Genomic DNA, 25,110 nt, shown 5'->3' with positions numbered 1-25,110 from the left:
CCGGCTCAGCGGTCCTGGCCCGCACATTGATATCGATACAGGACGGGATGCACAAAGATGGTCGCTGTTCCGGGCGCGATGCCGCCGGGAGAGGTGCACCGGCGCCTGCACCACGTCTTCGAATCCGCCTGTGACCGTGCTCCGTCGGCCACGGCACTTGAGTGCGACCACCACGTACTGGCCTATGCCGAGGTCGAGGCACGTGCCAACCAGCTCGCTCACTTTCTCCGTGGCCTGGGGGTTGGCCGCGGCGCCCGGGTCGCGCTCATGATGCCGCGGTCCGTGGAGGTGTACGTGTCGCTGCTCGGGGTGGGAAAGGCCGGTGCGGTGCTCGTGCCGGTCGATCCGGCATCGCCTCCGGACCGGCTCGCGTACATCGCGAAAGACGCAGATGTGGACCTGCTGCTTACCACGTCCGCTCTCGCCCAGGCCTCGTCCGGTCTCACGTGCCGGGTGGTCGAGTTGGACGCGCACACCGGTGAACTGGCCGTCATGCCCACCGCCAGGCCGCTACCGGACCCGCCTGAGCCCGGTACGCGGGATGGTGACCCCGCCGCATACATCATGTACACCTCCGGGTCGAGTGGCAGGCCCAAGGGAGTGGAGGTCGCCCAGTCGAGCATCTGCAACTTTCTTGATGTTGTTCCCCGGGTCTACGACGTGCGGCACGACGACCGCGTGTATCAGGGAATGACCGTCTCCTTCGACTTCTCCATCGAGGAGATCTGGCCGACGTGGTCGGTCGGTGCCACTCTTGTCGCAGGTCCGGCTGGTTCCGGGTATTTTGGCGCGGAACTCGGCGATTTCCTCGATGACCGGCGGATCACGATTCTGTACTGCGTACCGACGCTGCTGGAGACGATCCCACGGGAGCTGCCGCACATCCGCACCGTTGTCGTCGGCGGTGAGGCCTGTCCCGCTCAGCTTGTCGAGCGGTGGAGCAGACCGGGACGGCGCATGCTCAACACCTACGGCCCCACCGAGGCCACCGTGACCGCGACCTGGGCGGAACTGAGGCCGGGCCGGGTGGTGACGATCGGAAAGCCACTGCCGACCTGTTCGGTGGTGCTCCTCGACGAGCAATTGAGGCGTGTGCCCGACGGCGAGGTGGGTGAGATCTGTATCGGGGGTCCCGGCGTCGCCCGCGGCTACATCGGACGGCAGGAGTTGACGGCCGTCCGGTTCATCGAGCACCCGCTGGCACCGCGGGGCAGCAGGCTCTACCGCACCGGGGACCTCGGCCGGGTGACCCCGGACGGCGAGGTCGAGTTTCTGGGCCGGGCCGACGAGGAGGTGAAGATCCGGGGTTACCGGGTGGATCTCGGCGAGATCGACAGCGTCCTGCTGGAAGACCCTGGCGTGGCTGAGGCAGTCACCGCGCTGACAGTCGCTCCGGACCGCGGCAGGGGCGGCGCCACCGCGGCCGTGGGCAGCGGTGAACTGTGTGCCTACGTGGTCCGCGCCTCGGGCCGTGTGGAAGAAGAGGACGCCCTGGTCGCCAGGTTGCACAAGCATTTGCGGCGCAGACTGCCCGCGTACATGGTGCCGTCCTTTCTGGACGTCCTTCCCAGTTTTCCCTTCATGGCCAGCGGCAAGGTGGACCGTAAACGGCTGCCCGCGCCGACCGGCCGGAGGCTGGTGAGCGGCGGCCGACTGGTCGCGGCTGAGGGCGAGTTGGAGACGCGGGTACGCGACGCCTGGGCGGAAGTACTCGGGATTGAGCCCGAGGCGCTGTCGGTCGAGGCGGACTTCTTCACCGACCTCGGAGGTCATTCACTCCTGGCGGCCAAGGTCGTATCGGTCTTGCGTGACCGGGACATCGGCGCGAGCACCACGTTGCGTGACCTCTATACGTATCCGACCGTACGCGGGCTCACGGTCCGGCTGAGTGCCACGTCCAGTAAGGGGCGGCAGGCTGCTCCACCCCGCCCGGAGCCGATCCGCCATCGCAGCGGTCGGATCGCCGCTGCCGGAGCTGTGCAGGTGGGCGCCATCTACCTGCTGCTGCTTGTGCTCGGCCTGCCTGTGGCGTATGTGTACAGCCGACACGGTGGCCAGATCTCGGTCGGGGCGTCGGTGCAGACGACAGCCGGTGCGTATCTCAGCTATGTGGGCGTGCGCTGGCTCGTACCGGTCGCCCTCGTTCGACCGTTGTCGGCGGGTATCCGGCCGGGCCGCCACCGCTTGTGGGGCCGGGTCTACTTACGACTCTGGACGGTGAATCTGCTGCTCAGCTTCGCCCCGCTGCCGGTGCTCAGCGGCTCCCCCATGATGGCCGTCTACCTGCGACTGCTCGGGGCGCGCATCGGACCACGTACCACCATCGCCACCAGCACGATCACGCTGCCGGCCATGCTGCGCGTCGGCGCCGACACCTCGATCGGCTATGGAGTCTCCGTAAATCCGTGGCAGGTGTCGGACGGCTGGGTCACGGTCGCGCCGATCGAGATCGGGCCGCACGCCTTCGTGGGGGCCAACGCCGTCCTCGAACCTGGCGCACGAATGGGAGCCGGCTCCGGGCTCGGCGAACAGTCCGTCATCGGCCAGGACGAGGCGGTTCCAGCCGGTGCACGCTGGGCCGGATCGCCACCGCATCCGGTGCAGGCTCTGGCCCCCGACGTCGAGACCATGCTGCGTGCCCCCAGTGACACGGACGGATGGCGACCGCGACATCTCACTGCCGCGATCGTCGGCCTGGTGCTGCTGGAGACCGCCGCACTGGCAACGGCCCTCCCAGAAATCGTGCTGTTCTGGTGGGCGGCGCTGAGCTGGGGCACCAAGGGCGGCATCGTCGCCACCGCGCTGTCCGGTCCGCTGTTCGTGTTCACCGTCTGCTGCGTGGTCGCCGCCGGCAAGCGCCTGACCCTGCCGAGAGCGCCGGTCGGCACTTATCCGGTGCGCTCATCGCTCGGCGTACGCAAATGGGTGTCGGACAAACTACTGGAGATCAGCCTCACCTTCACTAACTCGCTGTACGCCACTCTTTACACCGTGCCCTGGCTGAAGCTGCTCGGCGCCCGGATCGGCCGGAGCGCGGAGGTCTCAACTGTCTCGCACATCGACCCGGACCTGCTCACTCTCCACGAAGGCAGCTTCGTTGCGGACCTGGCCAACGTCGGAGGTGCCTCGTTCGCGGCCGGCCAGGTCGCGTTCGGCCCCACCGAGGTCGGGCGGCGCGCGTTCGTCGGCAATTCCGCGCTCCTGCTCTCGGGAACACGGACCGGACCGGGGTCCCTGGTCGGAGTGAGTACGGTGCCGCCGCAGGGTGATGTAACCGACGGCACTACGTGGCTGGGATCGCCCGCCATACGTCTGCCTGTGCGGCAGAGCAGCGGCTCATTCCCCGAGGAACTGACGTTCCGGCCGACTCGAAAGGCGGTGCTTCAACGCCTGGGCATCGAGTTCTTCCGCATGACGATGCCTGCGTCTGTGCTGGGCCTGAGCGCCTATCTGTACCTTCTGGCACTGTCCGGGCTGACCGGCCAAACGGGCCTGCTGGTGCCCGTGCTTGCGACGCCGGTTCTCGTAATGATCGCGAGCCTCGTGGTCATTACGTACTGTGCGGCGGTCAAGCGCCTGGTCATCGGCGTCTACCGCCCCCGGGTCGAGCCTCTGTGGAGTCTGTTCGTGCGTCGTACCGAGTTCGTCACCGGCCTTTTCGAGGCGGCCGCGGTACCGGCCGGGGCGGGCTTCCTGATCGGGACGCCGTATCTGCCGGTGATCCTTCGCCTCTTCGGGGCGCGCGTCGGCAAAGGAACCTGGATCGGCACCACCTTTCTCACGGAGTTCGACCTCGTGGACATCGGGGACAACGCCGCGATCGGCCTGCGCGTATCGTTGCAAACACACTTGTTCGAAGACCGCGTCATGAAGATGTCCCTGGTCACGGTCGAAGACGGCGCGAGCATCGGCACACGCTCGGTGGTGCTCTACGACTCCTTCGTGGGCGAGGACGTCCGGCTCGGCGCACTGTCGTTGCTCATGAAGGGTGAGCACCTCGCACCTGGGACGAGCTGGCGTGGGATCCCGGCCGAAGGAGTCGTCGAGCGGAGCCCCACCCCGACTCCGAACGCAGGGACATGAACGAGCGGCGACGTCCGGGCAGATACCGCCCGGCGGCATTCACGACGCCGGGCCGCTCGCCCAGGGAAGCCGCCACCTCGGTGTGGCGCACCCTCAGGCTGCTGCGCAACCAGGGTATGGAACGTCACTACGACCACCGGGGCGTCGTACGGCGACACGCGGCTGGAAGTCGCTTGCGCCAGGGCCATCGCGGTCGGCGCCCCGACCTACCGCACCATCAAGGGCATCCTCATCGCCGGCACCGAGACCGACCCCGAGATCAGCGCAGACGCCGGAGCCGCGGTCTTTCTTCATGGTCCGGCCCGGCTCTGCGCCTCCGTCGCGACCCCCGACACGCCGGACGATGACCACAACGACCAGGTTCACGACGAAGCCGAGGTCGAATCCCGATGACCGTCATGGACGCCGCCCTGCGGGAGTCCCTCAAGGCCTTGCGACTGTCCGGCATGCTGGAGACCCGCGACGCCCTTGGCGTCCGCCGACGCGCGCGCCATCCAGCAGAACGCTCGGCGGGCAGGAACGAAGACGACCCTGGTGATCGACGGCACCGGAAGGGCCGGGCGCCGGGTGGCCGAGCGGCTCACCGCGCAGGGGCTGCCGGCGCGGGTGGGATCCCGCAGCGGCGAACCGCCCGTGGACACGAGCGCGGATGCGGATGCGCAGCGCTGCCCGGAGGTGCTTCCCGTGCCGGGCCGGGTGCCTGCCGCGACCGGCCGCCGCTGACGGTCTGATCCCCATTCGAACGCCACGGCCGACAACCTGTTCTCCGGTCCGGGCCCTGCCGGTGTCTCTGGCGTGCCCGTCCTTGAGGATGCTGGAGTAGGAGTTCGGGAGCTTGTCGGTCGCGTCCGACCCCGCCCCGGCGGCCGGGCCCTGTACGACCCCCGCCCCGGCGAGCGAAACCGCTGGGGCCGGTCCATCGACACCCTGACCAGCTGACAGGTAACACCCGGCCCGGTCGTTCGTTGACCTCACATGCCTGAACTGCCGTCACCTGAAGGGACCAACGCCGCCCGCACGCCCAAGGACGCATGGACGCGTGCCCAGCTCGCTGGATGAGGCGTCCCGTGGCTCCCGCTGAAGGGCTGGAAGGACGAGCTGACCGAGCGCCGCGCCCAGCGGGTGCCCAGCTGGGGCGTTTCTTCTTGATCGCTGACTCGTTGTTCTGGGGCGGGCCGTCGGGCCCGCCCCACTCTGCTTTCCGGTACGGCGCCGGGGCCTGGCGTTGCGGAGCTGTCTACGCCGCGTCGAGCTGACGCTGTTTGGCTGGCAGGGGGCTTCAGCTGTCAGAGAGGATGCCATGAGCGATGAGCGCGATCAGTTCGCTGAGCTGACGACGGTGAGAATGTGCTTCCGTGACGAGGGGGACCCGGAGGGGGAGCCGCTGCTGCTGATCATGGGACTCAGCTCGCAACTGATCCATTGGCCGCAGGAGATCGTCGATGGGCTCGGCGAGCGGGGCTACCGGGTGATTCGTCCTGACAATCGCGACAGCGGTCTGACGGAATGGAAGACCACGCCGAGCCAGTACTTCCTGAAAGCCATCGCGGGCGACACGGTCGAGCTGCTCGACCATCTCGGAATTGAGCAGGCGCACATCGTCGGCGCTTCGATGGGCGGGATGGTTGCCCAGCGGCTCGCGATTGACCACTCGCCGCGCGTGCTCAGCCTGTGCTCAATCATGAGCACGCCGCACATCAGCATCGGCATGGCCGACGGCGATGTGCTGCAGGAGCTGACCAAACCGCTTCCACAGGATCGCGAGGCCGCCATCGCGCAGATCGCCGGCCTGTACGCGACCATCGGTTCGAAGACCTATGCGGACAGCGAGCGCGAGCGCCGCCTCGCGCTGGCGACGCAGGCATACGACCGCGCGCAGCACCCCGACGGCGGAGCACGCCAGGTGACCGCGGCCGTGATCGCGCCTGACCGCAGGAAAGGCCTCCAGCAGTTGAGGCTCCCGGCGCTGGTGATCCACGGTGCCGAAGATCCACTGATCAAAATCGCCGGCGGCGAGGCGACCCACGCCGCGCTCGCCGACTCGATCTACCTACCGCTCGACGCGATGGGCCACGACCTACCCGCGCCGTTCTCCGACCAGATCGTCACGAGCATCGCCAAGAACGCCGCGCGCGCCTGACAACCTGCGTCTGAGCCCTGGGTCTTGGCAGCTCGTTACCCTGGGAGGAAGCTGCCCCATGGACTTCTTCCTTGCCGCCGGGACGCGGGTCCGGCCCGAGTTGCCGATCGGTGGCTCGGGCCGCCTGGCCTCCGGGATCCGCCGGAGCGCGTACGGAATCCGTGCGAGTTCGGCGGGCGGCTCATCCGCGCTGAGCGCGGATGAGGTCGCGGTACCACGCGAAGGACGCCTTCGGGGTGCGGACCTGGGTGTCGTGGTCGACGTAGACGAGACCGAAGCGCTGGTGGAAGCCCTCGGCCCACTCGAAGTTGTCCATCAGGGTCCAGGTGAAGTAGCCGCGCACGTCCACGCCCTGGGCCACGGCGGCGTCGACGGCCTGGAGATGGGTGTCCAAGTAGTCGATGCGGTCGAGGTCGGGAACGGTGCCGTCCGCGGTGATGACGTCCTCGACCGAGCAGCCGTTCTCGGTGATGTAAACCGGCGGGAGTGCCGGGTAGCGCTCCTTGAGACCGACGAGCAGTTCCCGTAGACCGTCGGGGACGACGGGCCAGTCGAAGGCGGTGCGGCGGTAGCCCTCGATGGGGGCCTCTTCGAACGGCAGCCCCTCGGACGTCGGCGCCTGGATCCGGGTCGGGTTGTAGTAGTTGATGCCGAGCGCGTCCAGGGGGGCCGAGATCAGTTCGAGATCGCCGTCCCGGACGGAGCCGCCGAGGGTGGTGTCCGCGCCGAAGGCCGACAGGTCGGGGTAGGTGCCCGTGAGGATCGGGTCGTTGAACAGGCGGTTGTGCAGGTTGTCATAGGCCTGCGCGGCGGCGCGGTCGGCGGGAGCGTCCGAGGCGGGCCAGACCGGGGTGCAGTTGTTGGCGATCATCACCTGGAGGCCGCGTGCCCGCAGCTCCCTCAGCGCCAGGCCGTGGCCGAGCAGCTGATGGTGGGCGACCGGCAGGCAGTTCAGGAACAGGGTGCGGCCCGGAGCGTGGGTGCCGAGGCCGTAGCCCCAGACCATGTGGATGAACGGCTCGTTGAGTGTGATCCACTTCTGGACGCGGTCGCCCAGCTTGTCGGCCATGATGGCGGCGTACTCGGCGAAGCGGTGCGTGGTGTCGCGGTTCAGCCAGCCGCCGCCGTCCTCGAGGCCCTGTGGGAGGTCCCAGTGGAACAGGGTCGGGACAGGTTCGATGCCGCGTGCGAGCAGGCCGTCGACCAGCCGGTCGTAGAAGTCCAGGCCCTGGGGGTTGACCTCACCTTTACCGGTCGGCTGGATCCGGGGCCAGGCGATGGAGAAGCGGTAGCCGGTGAGGCCCGCCTCGGCCATCAGCGCGAGGTCCTCCTCGTACCGGTGGTAGTGGTCGCAGGCCACGTCACCGGTGTGCCCGTCGCGGACTGTACCGGGGCGGGCAGTGAAGGTGTCCCATACCGACGGTCCGCGGCCGCCCTCCTTGGTGGCGCCCTCGATCTGATACGACGCCGTCGAGGCGCCCCAGATGAAGTCCGCGGACAGATGGTCCAGTGTCACGCTCAACCTCCTGAAACATGAGTAGGGCTCACGTTAGTCTGTCCGATGGGATGATGGAAGCGTGAATCAAGATCGCACCGCAGGGACGCTGCGTCGGCTGCCAGTCCAGAAGCGCAGCGCCGAACGCTTCGAACGGCTGCTGGACGCCTGCGCCGAACTCCTGGACGAGGTCGGCTATGCCGCGCTGACCACCAAGGAGGTGGCCCGCAGAGCCGAGGTGCCCATCGGCACCCTTTACCAGTTCTTCTCCGACAGGGAGGGGCTGATCGGCGCGCTCGCCGCCCGCAATCTGGAGACCTTCTTGGAGCGGGTCGCGGCCCAGCTGGAGTACGGGAAGCCCGAAGACATCTCGGGCATCGTGGATGTGACCGTCGACGAATTCGTCACCATGCGCCGGACGATCACCGGTTTCGGCGTGGTCGACTTCGGCGCGGCGGGACAGGACCACATCTTGGAGCCGGCCCTGGACAACAACACTGCGGTCGCCGAACGGCTGCGCACACTGACCACCACCCTGACCGGGGTCCAGGGCAACACCGAACTTGAGATTGCTGTGCGGGTGGCCCTGGAGTGCGCGGACAGCGTGCTGAAACTGGCCTTCCGTACCGATCCGCAGGGCGACTCCCAGCTGATTGCCGAGTGCAAACGAGTCCTTAACAGCTATCTGAACGATCGAATCCGGCCCCCTGGCAACTAAGGGCTGTCCCGTCATCCCTTGCGGACGGCTTCGACTCGCTCTGCCCGAAGTATCCGCCGCTGCCGAACGCCTCCGCGAGGGCGTGAGCAGGGCGAACGTTGCCTGATGCGGCACTGGTTACGAGTGGTGGTCAAGGCGTGTTCCGCGGCCGAAAGCGCGAACGGCTGGGGCCGCTCGGGCGCTGTCGTGGTCACTGCGAGCGAATCACCGACGTGCTGCCGGAGGGCGCCGCCGTCCTCCTGAGCGCTATCGGACGCTCTTGACCTTCCAGACCAATACCGCGCCCAGCACGGACATGGCCGCGGAGCAGAGGAAGAGCGAGCGGTAGCCCCCCAGACTGCCGAGCACGATCGAGGCGATCGGGGGAGCCAGAACGTAGGGCAGGGAAGTCATCAGGTTGGCCAGGGCCATGTCCTTGCCGCGGTCCGCCGAGGCAGGGAGCACCTCGGTGACCAGGGCGGTGTCGACGGCCAGGTACACGCCGTAGCCCAGGCCCAGGATGACGGCTGCGACCAGGGTCATGGTCCACGTGGGCGACAGCGCGAGTGGGATCGCGGCGACGGCCATCGTGACGCCGCCGAGGAAGACCAGCATGCGGCGCTTGCCCAGCTTGTCGGACAGCCAGCCGCTGAGGACGACCGTCGAGATCGTGGCCAGGCAGTTGACGCCGATCACGATGAGCAGGGCGTCCTCGGTGGACTGGCCGGGGAACAACCGCTCGTAGTGCAGGACGTCGTCCAGGAAGTACGGCATGTAGAGCGTGCCCAGGCCGTAGCCCAGCCCCATGATGAACCGGGAACTCATCGCCCAGACGAAACCGGGGTGCTCGCGCGGGCTGATCCGGTAGCCGTCCAGAAAGGTACGCAGCGAGAACGGCTCGCGGTGCCGGCGGGGGAGCGGCGCGTCCTTCATGGCGGTCGCGAACAGCAGTATCAGTAGCGGCAACGAGGCCATCAGCAGGTACTGCGCGGGGAAGCCCGTGACAAGCCCGAGCAGTAGCCCGCCCGCGATCATGCTGCCGGCCTGCGGGACCATGGCCCAGCCCAGCACCACACCGCGCTGTCCGACCGGGACCTGGTCGGGCACCACCGGGGAGAGCCCGGCACCGATGACCATGAAGGAGGCGGACAGCACGAGAGAGCCGAGCGCGACTCCGGCGACCGTCGTCTGGACGCCGATGCAGGCCAGCGCCGCCATGCAGGCCAGCGAGCCCGCGATCAGCCACGGTCGGCGGCGGCCGAACCGGCTGGTGGTGCGGTCGCTGAGCGCGCCGGCCAGCGGCGCGATGACGATTCCCGAGATCGCGCCCATCATGCTGACCCAGGCGTAACTGCCGACCTTCCCCGCCGGGTCGATCTGCGCGATCTGCGCGGGCATCAGGAACGTGGTCGGCGCCTGCATCGGGACGAACATCCCGATGTTGGCCAGGACATACAGGGCGATCCAGCCGGAGCCGACCTTGCGGGTCGGCTCGGCGAGGGCCTCGGGCCGTTCGGGGGCGAGGGTCATCTGGGCACTCTCTTGAGGTGGATGAGCTCGCTCGTCCAGTCGAAGGACAGCAGCGGCGGGAGACCGTGGCTGAGCAGGACGGCGCCCTCGTGCACGGCGCCGGTGGCCTCGTCCCGGTAGCGGGCGTCGGGGTCAAGGCCCTTCAGGCGGGTACGGGCGGCCGTGCGGGTCAGTGCGGACGGCTGGAACTGGAAGACGACGACCTCGTCCTCGGTGAGGTACTGCACGGCGTGGTGCTCCAAGCGGTACTGGACGCCGCCGTGCACCACGGGCCGGATCCGCTTGTACTGCTCGACCAGCATCCGGGACCACGCCAGATCCTCCTCGCTCCAGTTCCGCAGGTCGCCGCCGATGCCCATCGCCCCGGCCATCGAGACGTGGAAGCGGTACCGGACCGAGGTCGGGCGGGCGGTGAAGCTGTTCGGGCTGTCGGTGACCCAGGCACCCATGGTCCGGGCGGGCAGCAGCTGGCAGTGTCCGTGCTGGATCGCGACCCGGTCGGCGGCGTCGGTGTTGTCGGACGTCCAGACCTGGTCCGCGTAGGCCAGCACGCCCAGGTCGGCCCGGCCGCCGCCGCCCGCGCACGACTCCAGGTACAGGCCGGGACGCGCGGCGCGCAGCTGGTCCATCACCTCGTAGACGCCTCGCGTGTGCCCGATCCAGACCCGGTCGGGATCGGTGGCCCCAGGCTGCCCTGCCTCACTGAAGGGCCGGTTCATGTCCCATTTGAGGAAGACGACGTCCAGCTCGGTGACGGTCCTGACCAGCCATTCGACCGCCCATTCGCGGACGTCGCGGCGGGCGAAGTTGAGCACGTGCTGGTTGCGACGCTGCGTGCGGGTACGGCCGTCCTGGCGGAGGATCCAGTCAGGGTGCGCACGAAAGAGGTCGCTGTCGGGGTTGACCGCCTCGGGCTCGACCCACAGGCCGAAGCCCATGCCCAGCGCGCGGACATGGTCGGCGAGCGGGCCCAGGCCGTCAGGGAAACGGTCGGGGTTGGGCCACCAGTCGCCGAGCCCGGCCATGTCGCTGGTGCGGGCGCCGAACCAGGCGTCGTCCACGACGAAGACCTCGACGCCGAGACCCGCGGCCAGCTCGGCCAGTTCGGTCTGCTGCTGCTCGGTGATGTCGAACTCGGTCGCCTCCCACGAGTTGAAGATCAGTGGGCGTTCGGCCGGCCGTGCGGGCAGCACCTGGTCCTCGACGTAGGCGTGCCAGCGGCGGCTGGTGCCGCCGAAGCCGTCGGGGGCATACAGCCCGGTGAAGACCGGGGTCTCCAGACGCTCGCCGGGGAGCAGCTTCCAGACCAGACCCTCGTGGCCGAACCCGCCTGTCCAGGAAGCGCGGCCGCAGGGGTCGCGGCGCAGTGTGATCCGGCGGCTGCCGCTCCAGGCCAGGGCCGCGCTCCAGACCTCGCCGTGCTCCTCGGCGGCGTCATACGCGTCGAGCATCAGCCAGGGTCCGGCGTGTTGTCCCGTGATGCCGAGGCGGCTGGTGAACACGGTCTCCCCGACGGGCACCCGGTCGCGCTGGAGCTGGAACTCCCGGCCCCATTCCCCCACCACATGGCTGACCCGGTAGTCGTCGCGTGCGGGCAGCGTCCAGGCGGCGGAGTCGAACCGCAGGACGTCCACCGGCTCCTTGGCAGTGAGGACGGCCCAGCGCTCGATCTGGTCATGGCCGTCCCGGATCCGGTAGTGCAGGTCGAGAGCAAGGGAGCGGACACGGTCGGTGAAGGAGAGTGTGAGCCGGTCGTCCTCGACCGTGTGCGAGACGAACCGCCATTCGAAGCCTCGGACGGCGTCGTCGAACCGGACGGTCAGCGACGGCGTCCCGAAGCGCAGGCCGCCCTCGACCGCGTACTCCTCACCGCCGGGGTCGTCGCCCCCGGGGTCCTCGGCGGGCAGGTCGGCCGCGATCACGACGGCCTGCTCCAGGGTCAGCGGCCGGCCCCAGTGCACGTGCCGGGGGACGTCGTCGGCGTCCAGCTGGAAGGCGTAGGAGGTGCCGGGAGTACTCAGGAGCCAGAGGCGGGCTTCGGAGTGGTGAGTGATCACGCAAATCCTTAAATGTGAGCTTGGCTCATGTTCTGCTCATACGTTAGGCAAGCGAGCCCGCGACGCCAACCCCCTGACGCGGGCTGTCGAAGATCGTTCCAGTGGGGCCCTCGCACGTCCGGAAGGAGAGACGCCGATTCCGGCTGTCCGGCGTGACGGTCTCTCGGGGATGGACGGTGACCGAGTTCGCGGCGCGTGAGTCCCTGCGCTCTGCGCGGCGTGGGCGGCGAACGCTCCGGGAAGCCGGCCGGGACCGGCCGGATCAGGAGAGCTGATCCGGCCGGCCCCGGCCCTGGGCGCCGCCGTACTGGTGCCGTCAGCCGCTGTAGACGCCGACCTCTCGGAGCGAGTAGCCCCATTCGGTGCCGCGCTCCAGCCCTTGGATCCGTACATAGCGCGCGCTGGTTCCGGCGAACCGCGCCGTGTCCAGGCCGCCGTCACCGGCGGCCGTGGACCACGCCGTCTTCCAGTTCGTGCCGTCTTCCGACAGCTCGACACGGTACGACTTCGCGTACGCCGCCTCCCAGTCGAGGGTGACGCGCTTGACCGGGTGCGTGGATCCGAGGTCGATTTGCAGCCACTGGTCGTTGTTCCACTCGCTGGCCCAGCGGGTGCCCGTGTCACCGTCCACGGCCTGGCCGGGCGCGAAGTTGACGAACGGGTTCCACCACTCCGACGAGGACGCCGAGGCTGCCGCGCCCGAGGCCAGGTTCCCCCCGGACTTGTGCTTCTCGGAGTTCCCCCAGGTGCGGAGGTAGGACTCGGCGCCCGCGAAGAGGTCGTCCACGACCTCCTGGCCGCCGACGATCCGGATGTCCTCGATCCAGTCCGGGACCATGCCGTAGTGCGCGCCGCCAGTGGTGTTGAAGTCCCACGTGCGCTCGCCGGTGGTCTGTTTGTCGATCACCGAGCCGCCGTCCGTGCTGCGGAACGGGTATTTCACCGGGTTCGGGGTGCCCTCGCCCCGCGGGCCCGGCCAGCCGCCGACACCGTTCATGTCGGTGCCGTAGCCGTAGCCGACCCCGTACTTCTCGCGCAGCGCGTCCGTGCGCTTGGCCCCCGCGCTGAACTGCTCGGAGCCGCTCATGTACTGGCCGGCGAATCCGCCGAGCTTGTAGAGCCGCTCGGTCCAGCCCAGGTCCATCCAGCTGTGCGAGGAGATGATGCCCGGGTACGACTCGGATTCCAGGATGTCAAAGGCCTGACCCGCGGCCTTGACGCTCATGTGGTCGATCTCAAGCATCATGTTGCGTTTCATCATGCCGCGCACCGCGTACTCACCCAGGTCGGTCAGCCCACGGGTGTTGCACTGCGCGTCCGAGGTGTACGTGGGGACGGACACCCCCTCCGGCAGCTGCTTCTCCGCCTCAGGCGCCTTCGCGTTACCGATGGGGTTGTCGTGCTGCGGGCCGCGGCAGGTCTCCGTCTTCCAGAAGGTGCCGGTCGATAGGAACTGGCCCGCGTTGATGGCCGTTCCGAGGGCGCCGGAGTCGAAGCGCACCCCGCACAGGGCGTTGTCGAACTTGTGGCACAGGAACATGCTGCGCACGCCCAGTTCATACAGCTCGTCCAGGCCGCGGTCGATGTCCTCCTTGCCGCACTGCGCGACGTCCAGGATCTGCTTGCAGCCGAACGGCTCGGAGGTCTCGACGCCCAGGACGACGGCCAGCTTGCCCTGCTCGATGACCTCGCGGGCCTGCGTGCTGTCGGTGACGATCCGGAACCAGCCCTTGCCCGGGCCGCCGTACATCCTGTCGATGAAGGCCTGCATGTCGTACGACTTCTGCGCCTCAAGACGGATGGCGGTCATCTCGTCGCAGCCGCGGTCCTTGAAGAAGTAGACCGAGCAGATCACGCCGTTGGTGACCAGGTCGTTGACCAGCACCCGCTGGCCACCGCGCCATGCCCGCTCGATCCAGGCGTAGTAGTTCTGCTGGTGGGTCAGCGAGTCGTGGGCGGGCCAGTCCTTGAACGTGGGCCACCCGTTGGGATCGTGCTTGCCGTCGCCGCCCTTGGTGATGAAGTCGAATACGGCGAGCGAGCCGTCCGGGTAGTGCTCGGGGCAGTCCTTGAGTGCATCGGCGACACCCTGCTCCGAAAACGGCTTGCCGCAGATCAGCCGGCCGCCGAAGCCCTCGTTGGACATGATGTGGTCGTGGACGTCGACGAAGCCCCTGACGCGCCCCTGGGCGTCGGTGCCCTTGAAGGGCTCGCCCGTGACGTTGATCTGAGAGTCGGGCGCGGGCCGCGCGGTCGGATTCCACCAGCCGGGCTCCGCCGCGGAGCTGGGCATCGAACCGAGTGCCAGGGCCATCACGGTGAGGAGCAGTAACACCACCGTGAGGGATCTGGGTCTGTGGCGCGGAGGTTGAACTGTTATCATCACATGAATCCTTAAATGTGAGTTGGGCTCATGTTTCGCTCATACGTTAGGGACCCGAGCCCGCAACGCCAACCCCTCGGCGAGGGCTATCGCCGGGAAACGGGGAAGAGCACGCCACCGGAGACGGGGTGCTCGCGCACCCGGGAGCAGGGGCGCCGATTCCGGCGCCGCGCTCTCCTGGACTGGCTTGACTGCCGTCGCAGCCGCTGGCCGACCACGGCCAACCCTCACCTGCTGATCACTCAGAAGACCGCCGTCGAACTCGGCCCGGCTGGCAAGCTCTGGACCACCCGGGACACCCGCAACCTCACCGCCACCCTCGAACGGCCCCGTGTCGACCGCCAGCTCGAGGAGGCTCTCACCCATGACGCCGACCCACTCCACCTCGCACTCGTCTTCGGTATCGACGAGAAGACCGCCATCCGCTACCCGGACTCGGCGCGCGCACTGCTGGGGGAGACCGCTGAGCAGGCATCACAGTGACGAAATCCGCTCGCCCTGGTTCACCCTGTGAAGAGATCATGGACAGATGCCGTCGACCGAATCAGCAGCCCGCGCGCTTCAGGACCATGCCGTTCTCTGGAGCATCGGCGAGATCCGTGCCACCGACGTCGTCAACGCCGCCTGTGATGCACTCGTTGCCGGCCTCGACGGTCCTGCACTACGGATCCTTGCCGCTTGCACACGCGCGGAGGCGGATTACGACGTTCCCGACCTCCTCCCCCCAGCACTCGACGAACTGGGCCTCGCTTTCCATCCACCCGGCAGCGTTGGCGGCCAGGAAGCCGCCGCACGAGCACTTGCTGCCCGGATGGTCGTCGGCGAGCTGACCCCACGAGAGTTGGCCTTCCGGATCCACCAGCGCTTCGGACACGAGCTGCCGCCGGCCGAACGGCTCGCCGAACTCGATGACGAGTACGACATCCTCGAATACAGCGACAGAACACCGGCGCAGGTCGACGCCGATGTCACGGCCGAAGCCCACCGGCTCGCTCAATATCCTCGTGTTCCAACCGAACTCACGGATTGCACAGACCTGAAGCACACCGTTGGACCCGCGGGTTCGCGCTGAACAGCCCTCGGTTTCCTTGAACTGACGTGGGTCACGGTCCGTTGCTCCCGAAACCATGGCGAAGTGACATGCAGCACGGTGCAGCCAATGTGGCGCGGGCTGATTTCTCGGGCCGGTATCGGTGTGTGCGCCCCGGTCGACGTCGGCACCGCCCGCGTCGGCCAGGTACCGCTGTCAGCCGCTGCCAGGGCTACGCCTCGCAGGTCAGGTCGTGCGCGGGGAGCCGTCCCGTGCGCAGGTAGGTGTTGACGCGCTTGTCGACGCAGGCGTTGCCGTACTCGCCGTACAGGCCGTGTTGGCGGGCGCCCTTCACGGTGAGCAGCCTGGAGCTCGGCCACTGCTTGCGCATGGCCTCGGCGCCGGCGTAGAGGGTGGTCCGCGATCGAGGTCCGGGCGTGCTGGCCTGGCGAGTCGGCTGGTGGTTGATCAGCAGGCGCTCTGCCGGGCGAGCACGAGTTCGGTGCTCGGCTTGCGGCGGGTTGGCCGGCGGGCTGAGCGATCCGAGACCAGCGAAGCGATCGCATGGTGGGTCTCGGTGTAGTCCTCGCGTCGGCTGGTGTATCGCTGGAGCGGGCGCCAATGCCGCAGCTCGGCATTGGCGTGCTCGACGCAGATTCGCTTCGAGGGCTGCCTGCGCCGCATTTCCCGCCAGGCGTACTGGTCGCCGAGCGGCGCGTCGTCTTTCGGCTTCTTCGGCGGGGCACTGACCTGGTCGGGGAACTCGTTGGCCAGGCCCCGGTATCCCTCGTCGACCTCGGCTGTCGCCTTCGGATGGAGTCGGAACTGCTCGGCGATGCGCTCGGTACGCATCGCGGTCTGGTCGTGCCCGGCATCCGCCTCTCGCTGCCGCTCGGCACCACGGCGCTCACGGAGCTCCGACTCGCACCGCACCGGGCGAGCCACGGGGCAGCCAACTCTTCGAGAGAATCGCCGAGATGTGTACGGGAGACGCCGCAGAAGGCAGGATGGGTCAAGGTCGCACGGGCCCACTTCTTGGTCACGCTCGAAGAACCCGTGCGGTCGCCGTCACGTCACGGGTCACAGGTGCATCGTCCTGGTCTTCGTCTGGCAGAGGTAGAACAGTTCGGGGTCACCCTCATCAAGGCCGTGGAGAAGGCCGACTGGCCTCCACCCAGCTCGTTGCAGCAGCCGCTGCATCGGCTGGTTGGAGACGTTGGTCGAGGTGAACAACTTCTGGGTTTCGCACGAGGCCGCCACGGCGTCCAGCAACCGACGGCCAACGCCTCTGCCGCGAGCGGATGGTGCGACCATCAGCATCGTGACGAAGCCCTGTTCGAAGAATGTGTACTCAACTACACAGTAGCCAGACAGACCAGACGCACCTTCCGCTACGACCACCAGGCCCTGCTGGCACCACCTCCGGATACTCGCCGCTCGCTCCCTGTCACCTTCAACCGCGACCGAGTCGATACCAACCAGCATGTCTGCCTCCGACTCCCTGACGCAACGCACAACGAGTTCAACGAGATCCACTGCATCCATGGGGCCATGCTGTCAGTTCGCACCGATGACCTGCGCTGCCTCCGGCCCTCTGTCGCGGACCAGGTCGTAAGACCCGAACCGTCCGCCTGCCAGGATCTTGCGCTGTCCGCTGTCACCCCTGTACCCCCGTAAGCTGCGGCGGTCCGGTAAGTGTGTACGGGAGGGGTTCGTCGTGGTGCAGCCGTTGAAGCAAGGGGATCCGAGCTTCCTGGGTGACTACCGGGTGGTGGGTCGTCTGGGTGAAGGCGGGATGGGGCGGGTCTTCCTGGGGCGTTCACCGAGCGGGCGGTCCGTGGCGATCAAGATGGTGCACGCGTCGCTGGTGCACGAGCCGGAGTTCCGGGCCCGGTTCCGTAGCGAGGTGCAGGCGTCGCGTGTGGTCGGGGGAGCCTTCACCGCCCCGGTGATCGACGCCGACACGGAGGCCGAACAGCCCTGGATGGTTTCCAGCTACATCGCCGGTCTGTCGCTCCACCAGGCGATCGTCGACCAAGGGCCCCTGCCGCCGGTGACGGTGGCCGCGCTGGCTGCAGGCCTGGCCGAAGCCCTGGTTTCCATCCACCGGGCCGGGCTGGTGCACCGCGATCTGAAGCCCTCCAACGTGCTGCTCGCCGACGACGGCCCGCGCGTCATCGACTTCGGTATCGCCCGGGCATTCGACGCCACCCGCCTCACCAGGACCGGGGTCCCCATTGGCTCGGCGGGCTTCATGTCCCCCGAGCAGGTCAACGGCGGCGAGATCACCGCGGCCAGCGATGTCTTCTCGCTGGGCGCGGTGCTGGCCTTCGCGGCCATCGGCGTTGGCCCGTTCGGCGTGGGGTCGGCGCCCGTCATGCTCTACCGCATCGTGTACGAGGCCCCGGACCTGGAGGCCGTCCCGGACCCCGCGCTGCGTGCTCTGCTGGCCGACTGTCTGGCCAAGGAACCGGCGCTCCGCCCCACTCCGCAGCAGATCCTCCGGCGGGTGGCCCCGACCGCTCCCTGGGCCTGTCCGCCGGCGGCCGACCACTCGGCCGCCGGCGGACAGGCCGGCGTGCCCACGCAGCGGGCCACCCTCGCGGAGATCTTCAACCAGTACAGCGGGATGCAGCTCTCCTCGCCGGTGGCGTCCGGCGGGCAGTCACCGGCGCCGGGTGACCCCTGCCGGTCCATACGCCGCGACGCGACGGCCCCGGCCGCCGCCGGGATCGCAGAGGCGGTGGTTCTGGCCGTCTCCCAGGTTCCGGGCAGCTCTGCCGGAGCGTACGAGAAGGTGGCGGCTCCCGTGGCTCCGTCCCCCACGTTTGGGTCAGGGCCGGTGCCCGCGGGGCCTCGCCCCGTCGGGGCCTGGCGGCTCGACGAACGTTCCGGAGTACGGGCGATGGACGTAACCGGACGCCACCACGCCACGGCCACGGCGGTCAGGTGGGGTACGAGCCACGGTGAGGGCGCCGAGTTCAACGGGTTCAGCAGTGAAGTGGCCACCGATTCCGCGGTGATCGACACCGCGCGCGGCAGCTTCACCGTCAGCGCATGGGTCCGGCTCGGTGTGATCCCCCCGCACTTCGTCACCGCGGTGAGCCAGGACGGTGAGGAGACCAGCGGCTTCTACCTCCAGTACTCCTCCGACGAAGGCCGCTGGGCCTTCGCCCGCCCGGATCTGCGCGTCACTTCGAGGACCGAGCCGGTTGCCGGTGAATGGACCCACCTGACCGGTGTCTGCGACAGCTTCGCCGGGGAGCTGCGTCTCTTCGTGAACGGCGTCCAGGAGGGTTCGGTCCGCGACAGGATTCTGATCGTGTCCGAGGGGCCCTTCGTCATCGGCCGCGCCCGTTACGGCAGGAGGCCGGTCGATTACTTCCCGGGCAGCATCAAGGACGTCATGACCTTCGACCGTGCCCTCACCGAGGTGGAGATCAGCGGTTTACTCCGGCCGTGATCCGGTTGGAGCCCCGGCACCAACGCGCAGGCGCTCGCGTCGGGAGGCCTGACCGCCTGGCCGGCCCCGTACGGGTCAGGCCGGGCTGACGAACGTTTCCAGGTATCGCCCACGACGGCTCAGCGGTGGGCCGGCCGCTACCGCGAGTTGGGCGAGGCAGGCATGACCGACCGGTCCTCGCGCCCGCACCACAGTCCGCGACGGACCCCGACCCGTACCGAGCGGCGGATCACCAAGGTCCGCGTGCTGCGGCGCTGGGGGCCGGCCCGCATTGCCTTCTCGCTGGGCCTGAACCCGGCGACCGTCCACCGGGTCCTGACCCACTACCGCCTGGCCCGCCTGAACCGTCTGGACCGCGCCACCGGCCGCGTCATACGGCGCTACGACGCGAACGCCCCGGCGAGCTGGTGCACGTCGATCCCGCGGCGGCTCCTGAGTCGTCAAGACGCTCGCCTGCGAGGCGGGCATCTCCCTCGCGTCCCTCTACCGGCCCTGGGTCCACCTCGAGGACGAGTTCGAGAAGCGGCGGGCAGCTGCCTGGGCGGCGGGCCGGCAGCCCGACCCGCGCGAGGGCCGCATCGCCCGCCTACGTGATCTCAACCCACGGCTCACCGGGCAAACTCGCCCCGGCCCTGCGGTCAGCGATGCCGAAACGAGCCGCATCCCGGGTCGGAAGCGGACCCGGGCATCGATCGATCGAGACGGAGACTACCGGCGAACTTCCGACTCAAGTCTGACGGGACGCGTCGCGACACCTGCGCAGCCTGAGGCCGCGTACGGCGGGCAGCCCGACCAGGGTGTACTCGAAGGCGTGGTGGTTGGGCGTCAGCGGGTACCACGGGTGCGGCGGCAGGGAGTAGTCGTCGCGCAGCACGCCCTCCGGCAGCACGCCCGTCGCGGGCATCGGCGAGGTCTCGCCCGGGTGGGCGAGGTACGCCCAGACTCCGCTGTCCAGCGGCACCACAGCCTGCTCGTCGCCGGGTGGGCGCCAGGGTGTGCCCGTGAGGGGGTGGCGGGGGACGAGGAGGATGTCGGGACGGGGCCGGGGTGTACGGATCCCAGGGCCGGCCAGCCCCACGGTCCGGGCCCCGGGCCCGGTGGAGAGGTACCGGCCTACGGCGTGGCCGAGCAGCTCGGCGACAGGGCCGGCGGAGAGGGTCACCGGGCTGTCCTCGGTGGTCGCCACGAGGTGGGCCAGCACGACTCCGACCGCCGCCTCCCAGCGACGGTTCCACGACCCGTCGGGTTCGACGGGTGGGACGCGGTGCTCGACGCGCTCCACGACGTCCCAGTCGGGGGGCGGGCCGGCCGGCAGCCCCGAGGAGTGGCGCACGACCGCGGCGGGCTCCAGCCACACCGTCTGCCACGATCCGCAGTCGTCAATGCGGGTCGCCACGGCCCGCCCGCACCCCACGCACGCCAGGTTGGGGCCCGTCCGGCCGTCCACACCCCGGCAGTAGCCCTCGCACTTCTCAGGGATCAGGACCATGGACCGGGAGTCGCCCGGGGCGATGACGATCCGGTCCCGCGCGCCGAAGGAGACGGAGTACACCGGGGCGTACACGCCCTGCCGTGCAGCCGCGTCCTCTCCGACCTCATCCCACAACCGCCAGGGTGGTCCGGTGGGCAGGGGGTCGACGGCGTACGTGGAGGGATCCATCAGCGGAGGATGGAGTTCCTCCCACCCCCCGAAGTGGGTGTGGACTGGGAGGGCGACTCGGGACACCGGCGCCGTCAGCTCCGTGCCGCACCCGGCACACACGAACACGTCCAAACAAGCACCCCTCGCCCCGATTCCCCGCTGGATTATTTCTCGCCCGCAGCGGAGGATCCACCGAATTTCGGGACGGCTCCAGTGACCTGAGCTGAACGTTCCTCAGTGGTTCTCCACGTCGATCGATCGGTGTTCAAGCCCGCTTCCGACCGGTGCGCGGCTCGTCTTGGCATCGCTGGCCGCAGTCCTGGGTGTCGGGCAAACTACCCAAGAATCTCCGACTCGGGTCACGAGTGAGCCCCAGGCGCCGGCCGCCGCAAACTCGCTGGCACCTTAGGGACCGGTGAACCGTTGACCGCGCAGCTCGGATTTCCGGGTGGCCCAAACTCAACACGCCGCCTTGACAGGGAAGCGGTGGGTGGCGGCGAGCAGCTTGTGCAACGCGATGGCGTGCACGGCCCAGCCGGTCAACGGCACGCCGGCGCGAGCAAGGCCCTGGGCACCGCCAGAGAGGCCGGCTGCACCGGCATGCGCATTCTGCGGGCCGACTCGCAGTTCTACAACGCCGGGGTGATCGCCGCCTGCCGCCGGGCCGGCGCCCACTTCTCGATCACCACCGGCCTGCTGGTCTCGGCCCCCGCGATGCTGCGCGAGCAGGTCGCGGGCCTGGACCGGGCCGCGCTGATACGTACCCTGGCCCGGCTGCGGCCCGGTGACGATCTGTCCCGCCCGCTGGCCGCGACCTGTGTGGCCCTGCGGCGTCTGGCTCGCCGCCACCAGGCGATGGACACCGAGATCGCCGAGCTCGACGCTGAGATCGGCCCGCTCGTCTCCCAGGCGGCCCCGGCATTGCTGGAGCTGTTCGGCGTCGGTCCGGAGACCGCCGGCCAGCTCCTGGCCTCGGCCGGGGACAACCCTGAACGGATGTGCTCGGAGGGCGCGTTCGCGCATCTGGCCGGGGTCGCGCCGATCCCCGCGTCCTCCGGCCGCACCCACCGCCACCGCCTCAACCGGTGCGGTGACCGGGCCGCGAACAACGCTCTGCACACCATCGTGCTGGTCCGCATGCGCTACGACGAACGCACACGCGCCTACGTCGAGCGCCGCACCAAGGAAGGACTGTCGAAGAGGGACATCATGCGCTGCCTCAAGCGATTCGTCGCCCGCGAGGTCTACCGCGCTCTGACCAGCACACCGACCGCACACATCACCCAAAACGACGTCGCTCCAGCTGCTTGACAGCTATAGGAGCATCCACGACCCCCGTTACCGGCCGTGGGCCGCTCGTCGGTGTCCTCGGCCTCGCGGCCGGCCATCAGCTGCGGGGCACCGAACCGCGTCGGCTCGCAGACCTGTTCACCCTCCTCGCCGTCCAGGGGGTCCCCCTCGCCTACTGGATGTATTCGGGCGTTCCGACAACACGGCGAGGTGCCGCAGCTGTCGTCGCGCGCCCACCAGGGATTACGGGACAGCCCTTAGCTGTCAGCAAACCCTGTCATCAGCCGCCATCGGACCTGATTGGATCCGCACCGCCAACAGGCCCCGAAAAGTCCGGGTTCATTGGATGCCCGCTGCGCCTGTCGTCATTCGTTCGTTTGAGGAGAGGAGAGCGAGTAACCACGCTGCTTCGAAAACCAGTTGACCGCCCCGCGTCGGCCATCGAGGCTTGTGCACCACCGCCACCAGCCCGGGAGAACGAGTGCCGACGGTTACCCCTGCCATGTTCACGTGGCCGCTCGGCGACGACGCGGCGCTGATACCGCGTACGGTCGCGATCGCGGAGGCTCACCACGCCCTGCTGATGGCCAACTACGAGCGCCTCGCGCAGTGGGACCCGGACTTTGATGCGGAGAACCCGACAACGCTCGACGAGACCCGCTCACGCCTGGAGCGCCAAGGCCACGCATGGCTTGAGGGAACGCAGTTGCCCCTTGATATCGCAGTGCGGGCGGGCCGAGACTGGCGACTGGTCGGGGCGGTCAGCTTGAACTACGACATGGCCATGAAGGCTGGCGAGATCGGCTATTGGATCGACGCTGCGTTCGAAGGCCGAGGGCTGGTCACCAGAGCCGCCACGGCGGTCCTGGACCAGGCGTTCGGCCACATCGGCCTGGACCGTGTCGAACTGCGGACCGGCACCGACAACGCGCGCAGTCGCAGCGTAGCCCGCCGCCTGGGATTCACCGAGGAGGGCTTGCTGCGCGAAGCCGTGATCTTCCCCAACGGATCACGCGACGACGACGTCGTCTACGGACTCCTCGCGCGAGAGTGGCTCAAGTCCCGAGGACAAGACGGTCCGTCGCAGTCATAGAAGGTGACCAAGGCGGACTGCCTTCGCCCCGAGGCTATTCGCCGTCGTCCTCGTCCGGGGCGATTGGGTCGCGCAGCTGCCGCAGGCCCGGCCGGCCGGCCGGCCGGGCGAAGGCGTAGCGGCCGAGGATTTCCTTATCCGGACACCTTTCGGGTGAGGGTCGTTCCGACTGCGTTGCGGTGAGCTTGCCGTCCTCGTTGAGCCGTCCGAGTGGCGGCCGGGGAGGCTGTGGTGCGGGTACTTCAGGAGCATCAGGACGGGATCGTTCGCCGAGTACAACTCGTCGATGACGAAGATGAGCCGGTGTGGTCGGCCTGCCGGTTCCTGGACCACTTGGCAGATCAGGGCTTCTCACCGAACACCTTGACGGCCTACGCGTACGACCTGAAGTAGAGTCCGCTGCCCCGCCTCCCCCCGGAACGTGAAAGCGCAGGCCGACTGTCGCAGCCGAAACCGCGGGCGGATACTGATCGACGCGAATCACAGGGCCCTCCGCGACGCCTTCGACCACTGCTGGCCACAATCGGGCGGCGGGGCTGTTGTAATGCAGGTAGGAAAGCGTCCACACTCCCGGATGCCGACTGAACAACCGCCCTGCGGCTTCCCTCGCCACACCGCTGCGGCGATGGCCACGAACGACGAAGAACTCACTGACGTTCCAGGTCCCCTCATCGCCCTCGACATCGCACCGGATCACGGCGAAGCCCGCAAGCCGGCCGTCCGAGGTAATCAGATACGCCTCACGCTCAGGGGCGTTGAAGTAGCTACTGTCTCGTGATTCCGTTTGAGTTACTTGGCGCCGATGGGTTCGTTGTTCACGGCATGGATCTCTCCTCTGAACAGATGAATGATTTGCGGGAGTTGGCGAGCTCGCGTCATGTGTCTGCTGATGTGGCCTTGCGGGCCCGGATTGTGTTGTGGTCCGCCGAGGGGCGGCGTCGCAAGGATGTTGCCGAACTCGCCGGAGTGGTGCCGGTGACGGTGGACCGCTGCAAGGCCCGCTATGCCACGCGCGGGCTGGCCGGCCTGGAGGAGAAGCGCCGTGGAGGACCGCGCGATCAGGTGCCGCCGCGGACGCGGGGAAGGGTGATCGCGCTGACAAAGATGTCACCTCCGGCCGATTCGGGTCTTTCGCACTGGTCCACGCGAACCCTGGCCGATCACCTGAAGCGGCGCGAGGGCATCTCGGTGTCCTGGCACTACATCGCGAGGATCTGGCGCGAGGAGAATCTCAAGCCACACCGCGGTGGCACCTTCAAGATTTCGAAGGACCCGGCGTTCGCGGAAAAGGTCGCCGACGTGATCGGTCTCTACCTGGCCCCGCCGGGCGGTGCGGTGGTGCTGTCCATCGACGAGAAGACGCAGATCCAGGCGCTGGACCGGACCCAGCCCCTCCTGCCGGTCGCCTTCGCGGCCACCGAGAAACGCACCCACGACTACGTCCGGCACGGCACCACGAACCTGTTCGCCGCCCTGAACGTCACCACCGGCGAAGTGCTCGGCGAGTGCAGGCCAAACCGGAACGCCGCGAACTTCCTGGCCTTCCTGAAGAAGGCCGTCAAACCGCACGCCGGGAAGGACATCCATGTCGTCCTGGACAACCTCTCCACGCACACCACACCGGAGGTGAAGGCGTGGCTGTCGAAGAACCCGCACATCCATTTCCACTTCACCCCGGTCGGCTCATCCTGGCTGAACCAGGTCGAGATCTGGTTCGGGATCCTGACCCGGCAATCGATTCGCCGTGGCACTTTCTCCAGCGTCAACGTCCTGATCAAGCAGATCCGCGACTACATCGACTCCTGGAACGAGAACGCGAAACCCTTCACCTGGACCGCGACCGCCGGCGAGGTCCTCGCAAAGGTCCGCCTCGTCCAGACCACCATGAAGAAGCTGGTCAGCAACAACTCGAAGTGACACAAACGGAATCACGAGACACTACTCAGCCAGGGATAGTCGAACGTGCCCTGCGCGGACAGCTCCGCCGGTCGAATCCCGGAGAAATCGTGCAAGTACAACTGCAGGAGGTTTGTCATCACCTGCTTGTGGCCGACGGTGACAGCAACGAGTTCCACATCCATCCCTTGATCTTCGCAGGGAATCCTGGCCTTCAGGATTCTGCTGAGAAAGGCGTGATTCGAGTAGGGGTGGGGTCGTTGGTCCCTCACGATTGCCGGGATCGTGGGTGGGAGGGCCGACAGGAATGT

General features: G+C 68.3%; 20 protein-coding genes and 3 pseudogenes. 13 read left to right on the top strand and 10 right to left on the bottom strand.

Going from position 1 to position 25,110, the window contains the following annotated elements; all coding sequences use genetic code 11:
* Window positions 1–57: 57 nt before the first annotated feature.
* The 4 genes and pseudogenes from ACH4EW_RS28445 to ACH4EW_RS28430 all read left to right on the top strand — a co-directional run bounded on the left by ACH4EW_RS28445 (window position 58) and on the right by ACH4EW_RS28430 (window position 6,223).
* On the top strand, window positions 58–4,083 hold the full coding sequence (locus ACH4EW_RS28445) for a Pls/PosA family non-ribosomal peptide synthetase (protein WP_398261716.1): 4,026 nt from the start codon (window positions 58–60) through the stop codon (window positions 4,081–4,083).
* Window positions 4,084–4,230: 147 nt separating this feature from the next.
* Window positions 4,231–4,476: pseudogene (locus ACH4EW_RS28440) on the top strand (IS21 family transposase); the annotation flags it as partial.
* A 75-nt stretch (window positions 4,477–4,551) separates the two neighbouring features.
* A complete protein-coding gene (locus ACH4EW_RS28435; RefSeq protein ID WP_398261714.1) occupies window positions 4,552–4,806 on the top strand; it encodes a hypothetical protein in 255 nt (84 codons plus the stop codon).
* 577 nt (window positions 4,807–5,383) lie between these two features.
* Window positions 5,384–6,223: an alpha/beta fold hydrolase gene (locus tag ACH4EW_RS28430; protein WP_398261712.1), complete on the top strand. Its 840-nt coding sequence runs from the start codon at window positions 5,384–5,386 to the stop codon at window positions 6,221–6,223.
* Between the two features lie 181 nt (window positions 6,224–6,404).
* On the opposite strand, the gene ACH4EW_RS28425 is transcribed toward ACH4EW_RS28430, so the two are convergent.
* Window positions 6,405–7,739, bottom strand: a complete 1,335-nt coding sequence (locus ACH4EW_RS28425) for a GH1 family beta-glucosidase (RefSeq protein WP_398261710.1) — start codon at window positions 7,737–7,739, stop codon at window positions 6,405–6,407.
* Between the two features lie 61 nt (window positions 7,740–7,800).
* On the opposite strand from ACH4EW_RS28425, the gene ACH4EW_RS28420 reads away from it, so the two are divergent.
* On the top strand, window positions 7,801–8,436 hold the full coding sequence (locus tag ACH4EW_RS28420) for a TetR/AcrR family transcriptional regulator (RefSeq protein ID WP_398261708.1): 636 nt from the start codon (window positions 7,801–7,803) through the stop codon (window positions 8,434–8,436).
* Between the two features lie 246 nt (window positions 8,437–8,682).
* Here the strand turns inward: ACH4EW_RS28420 and ACH4EW_RS28415 are convergent, their stop codons facing one another.
* From ACH4EW_RS28415 to ACH4EW_RS28405, 3 genes are all read right to left on the bottom strand, one after another.
* Window positions 8,683–9,945 carry an MFS transporter gene (locus ACH4EW_RS28415; RefSeq protein ID WP_398261706.1) on the bottom strand — a complete coding sequence of 421 codons (1,263 nt, stop codon included), beginning with the start codon at window positions 9,943–9,945 and terminating at the stop codon, window positions 8,683–8,685.
* Window positions 9,942–12,002 carry an alpha-galactosidase gene (locus tag ACH4EW_RS28410; RefSeq protein ID WP_398261704.1) on the bottom strand — a complete coding sequence of 687 codons (2,061 nt, stop codon included), beginning with the start codon at window positions 12,000–12,002 and terminating at the stop codon, window positions 9,942–9,944. The genes ACH4EW_RS28415 and ACH4EW_RS28410 overlap by 4 nt, the downstream gene beginning before the upstream one ends.
* Before the next feature lie 316 nt (window positions 12,003–12,318).
* A complete protein-coding gene (locus ACH4EW_RS28405) occupies window positions 12,319–14,385 on the bottom strand; it encodes a discoidin domain-containing protein (protein ID WP_398261785.1) in 2,067 nt (688 codons plus the stop codon).
* Between the two features lie 30 nt (window positions 14,386–14,415).
* Here ACH4EW_RS28405 and ACH4EW_RS28400 point away from each other — a divergent pair, with 30 nt between their 5' ends.
* Both ACH4EW_RS28400 and ACH4EW_RS28395 read left to right on the top strand, forming a co-directional pair.
* Window positions 14,416–14,868, top strand: a complete 453-nt coding sequence (locus ACH4EW_RS28400; protein WP_398261703.1) for a hypothetical protein — start codon at window positions 14,416–14,418, stop codon at window positions 14,866–14,868.
* Between the two features lie 46 nt (window positions 14,869–14,914).
* A complete protein-coding gene (locus tag ACH4EW_RS28395) occupies window positions 14,915–15,457 on the top strand; it encodes a hypothetical protein (RefSeq protein ID WP_398261701.1) in 543 nt (180 codons plus the stop codon).
* Between the two features lie 190 nt (window positions 15,458–15,647).
* On the opposite strand, the gene ACH4EW_RS28390 is transcribed toward ACH4EW_RS28395, so the two are convergent.
* The 3 genes from ACH4EW_RS28390 to ACH4EW_RS28380 all read right to left on the bottom strand — a co-directional run bounded on the left by ACH4EW_RS28390 (window position 15,648) and on the right by ACH4EW_RS28380 (window position 16,960).
* Window positions 15,648–15,884, bottom strand: a complete 237-nt coding sequence (locus tag ACH4EW_RS28390) for an alpha/beta hydrolase (protein WP_398261783.1) — start codon at window positions 15,882–15,884, stop codon at window positions 15,648–15,650.
* Window positions 15,884–16,360, bottom strand: a complete 477-nt coding sequence (locus tag ACH4EW_RS28385; RefSeq protein ID WP_398261787.1) for a transposase — start codon at window positions 16,358–16,360, stop codon at window positions 15,884–15,886. The genes ACH4EW_RS28390 and ACH4EW_RS28385 overlap by 1 nt, the downstream gene beginning before the upstream one ends.
* 135 nt (window positions 16,361–16,495) lie before the next feature.
* Window positions 16,496–16,960, bottom strand: coding sequence for a GNAT family N-acetyltransferase (locus tag ACH4EW_RS28380; RefSeq protein WP_398261699.1), 465 nt, complete (start codon window positions 16,958–16,960; stop codon window positions 16,496–16,498).
* Between the two features lie 172 nt (window positions 16,961–17,132).
* On the opposite strand from ACH4EW_RS28380, the gene ACH4EW_RS28375 reads away from it, so the two are divergent.
* Both ACH4EW_RS28375 and ACH4EW_RS28370 read left to right on the top strand, forming a co-directional pair.
* The gene (locus ACH4EW_RS28375; protein WP_398261697.1) at window positions 17,133–18,878 is read left to right on the top strand and encodes a LamG-like jellyroll fold domain-containing protein; all 1,746 of its coding nucleotides are present in this window, start codon (window positions 17,133–17,135) and stop codon (window positions 18,876–18,878) included.
* An 81-nt stretch (window positions 18,879–18,959) separates the two neighbouring features.
* Window positions 18,960–19,297, top strand: a pseudogene (locus tag ACH4EW_RS28370) (helix-turn-helix domain-containing protein); the annotation flags it as partial.
* A 308-nt stretch (window positions 19,298–19,605) separates the two neighbouring features.
* Here the strand turns inward: ACH4EW_RS28370 and ACH4EW_RS28365 are convergent.
* Window positions 19,606–20,538, bottom strand: a complete 933-nt coding sequence (locus ACH4EW_RS28365) for a hypothetical protein (RefSeq protein ID WP_398261695.1) — start codon at window positions 20,536–20,538, stop codon at window positions 19,606–19,608.
* Window positions 20,539–21,120: 582 nt separating this feature from the next.
* Between ACH4EW_RS28365 and ACH4EW_RS28360 the strand changes: the two genes are divergently transcribed.
* The 3 genes from ACH4EW_RS28360 (at window position 21,121) to ACH4EW_RS28350 (ending at window position 23,296) form a co-directional block, all read left to right on the top strand.
* Complete coding sequence (locus ACH4EW_RS28360; protein WP_398261693.1) at window positions 21,121–21,831, top strand: transposase; 711 nt, start codon at window positions 21,121–21,123, stop codon at window positions 21,829–21,831.
* 481 nt (window positions 21,832–22,312) lie between these two features.
* Entirely contained in the window at window positions 22,313–22,903 is a 591-nt protein-coding gene (locus ACH4EW_RS28355) for a GNAT family N-acetyltransferase (protein WP_398261691.1), read from the top strand.
* 231 nt (window positions 22,904–23,134) lie between these two features.
* On the top strand, window positions 23,135–23,296 hold the full coding sequence (locus tag ACH4EW_RS28350; protein ID WP_398261688.1) for a hypothetical protein: 162 nt from the start codon (window positions 23,135–23,137) through the stop codon (window positions 23,294–23,296).
* Window positions 23,297–23,495: 199 nt separating this feature from the next.
* On the opposite strand, the pseudogene ACH4EW_RS28345 reads toward ACH4EW_RS28350, so the two are convergent.
* Window positions 23,496–23,672, bottom strand: a pseudogene (locus tag ACH4EW_RS28345) (GNAT family N-acetyltransferase); the annotation flags it as partial.
* Window positions 23,673–23,782: 110 nt separating this feature from the next.
* On the opposite strand from ACH4EW_RS28345, the gene ACH4EW_RS28340 reads away from it, so the two are divergent.
* Window positions 23,783–24,820, top strand: coding sequence for an IS630 family transposase (locus tag ACH4EW_RS28340; RefSeq protein ID WP_398261686.1), 1,038 nt, complete (start codon window positions 23,783–23,785; stop codon window positions 24,818–24,820).
* 11 nt (window positions 24,821–24,831) lie between these two features.
* On the opposite strand, the gene ACH4EW_RS28335 is transcribed toward ACH4EW_RS28340, so the two are convergent.
* On the bottom strand, window positions 24,832–25,110 hold a 279-nt coding region (locus ACH4EW_RS28335; RefSeq protein ID WP_398261684.1), incomplete at its 5' end, for a hypothetical protein.

The organism is Streptomyces sp. NPDC018000 (assembly GCF_044328025.1).
Taxonomy (GTDB): domain Bacteria; phylum Actinomycetota; class Actinomycetes; order Streptomycetales; family Streptomycetaceae; genus Streptomyces.
The sequence above is the reverse complement of the archived record's forward strand: the minus strand, read 5'-3'. Positions and strand labels throughout refer to the sequence as shown.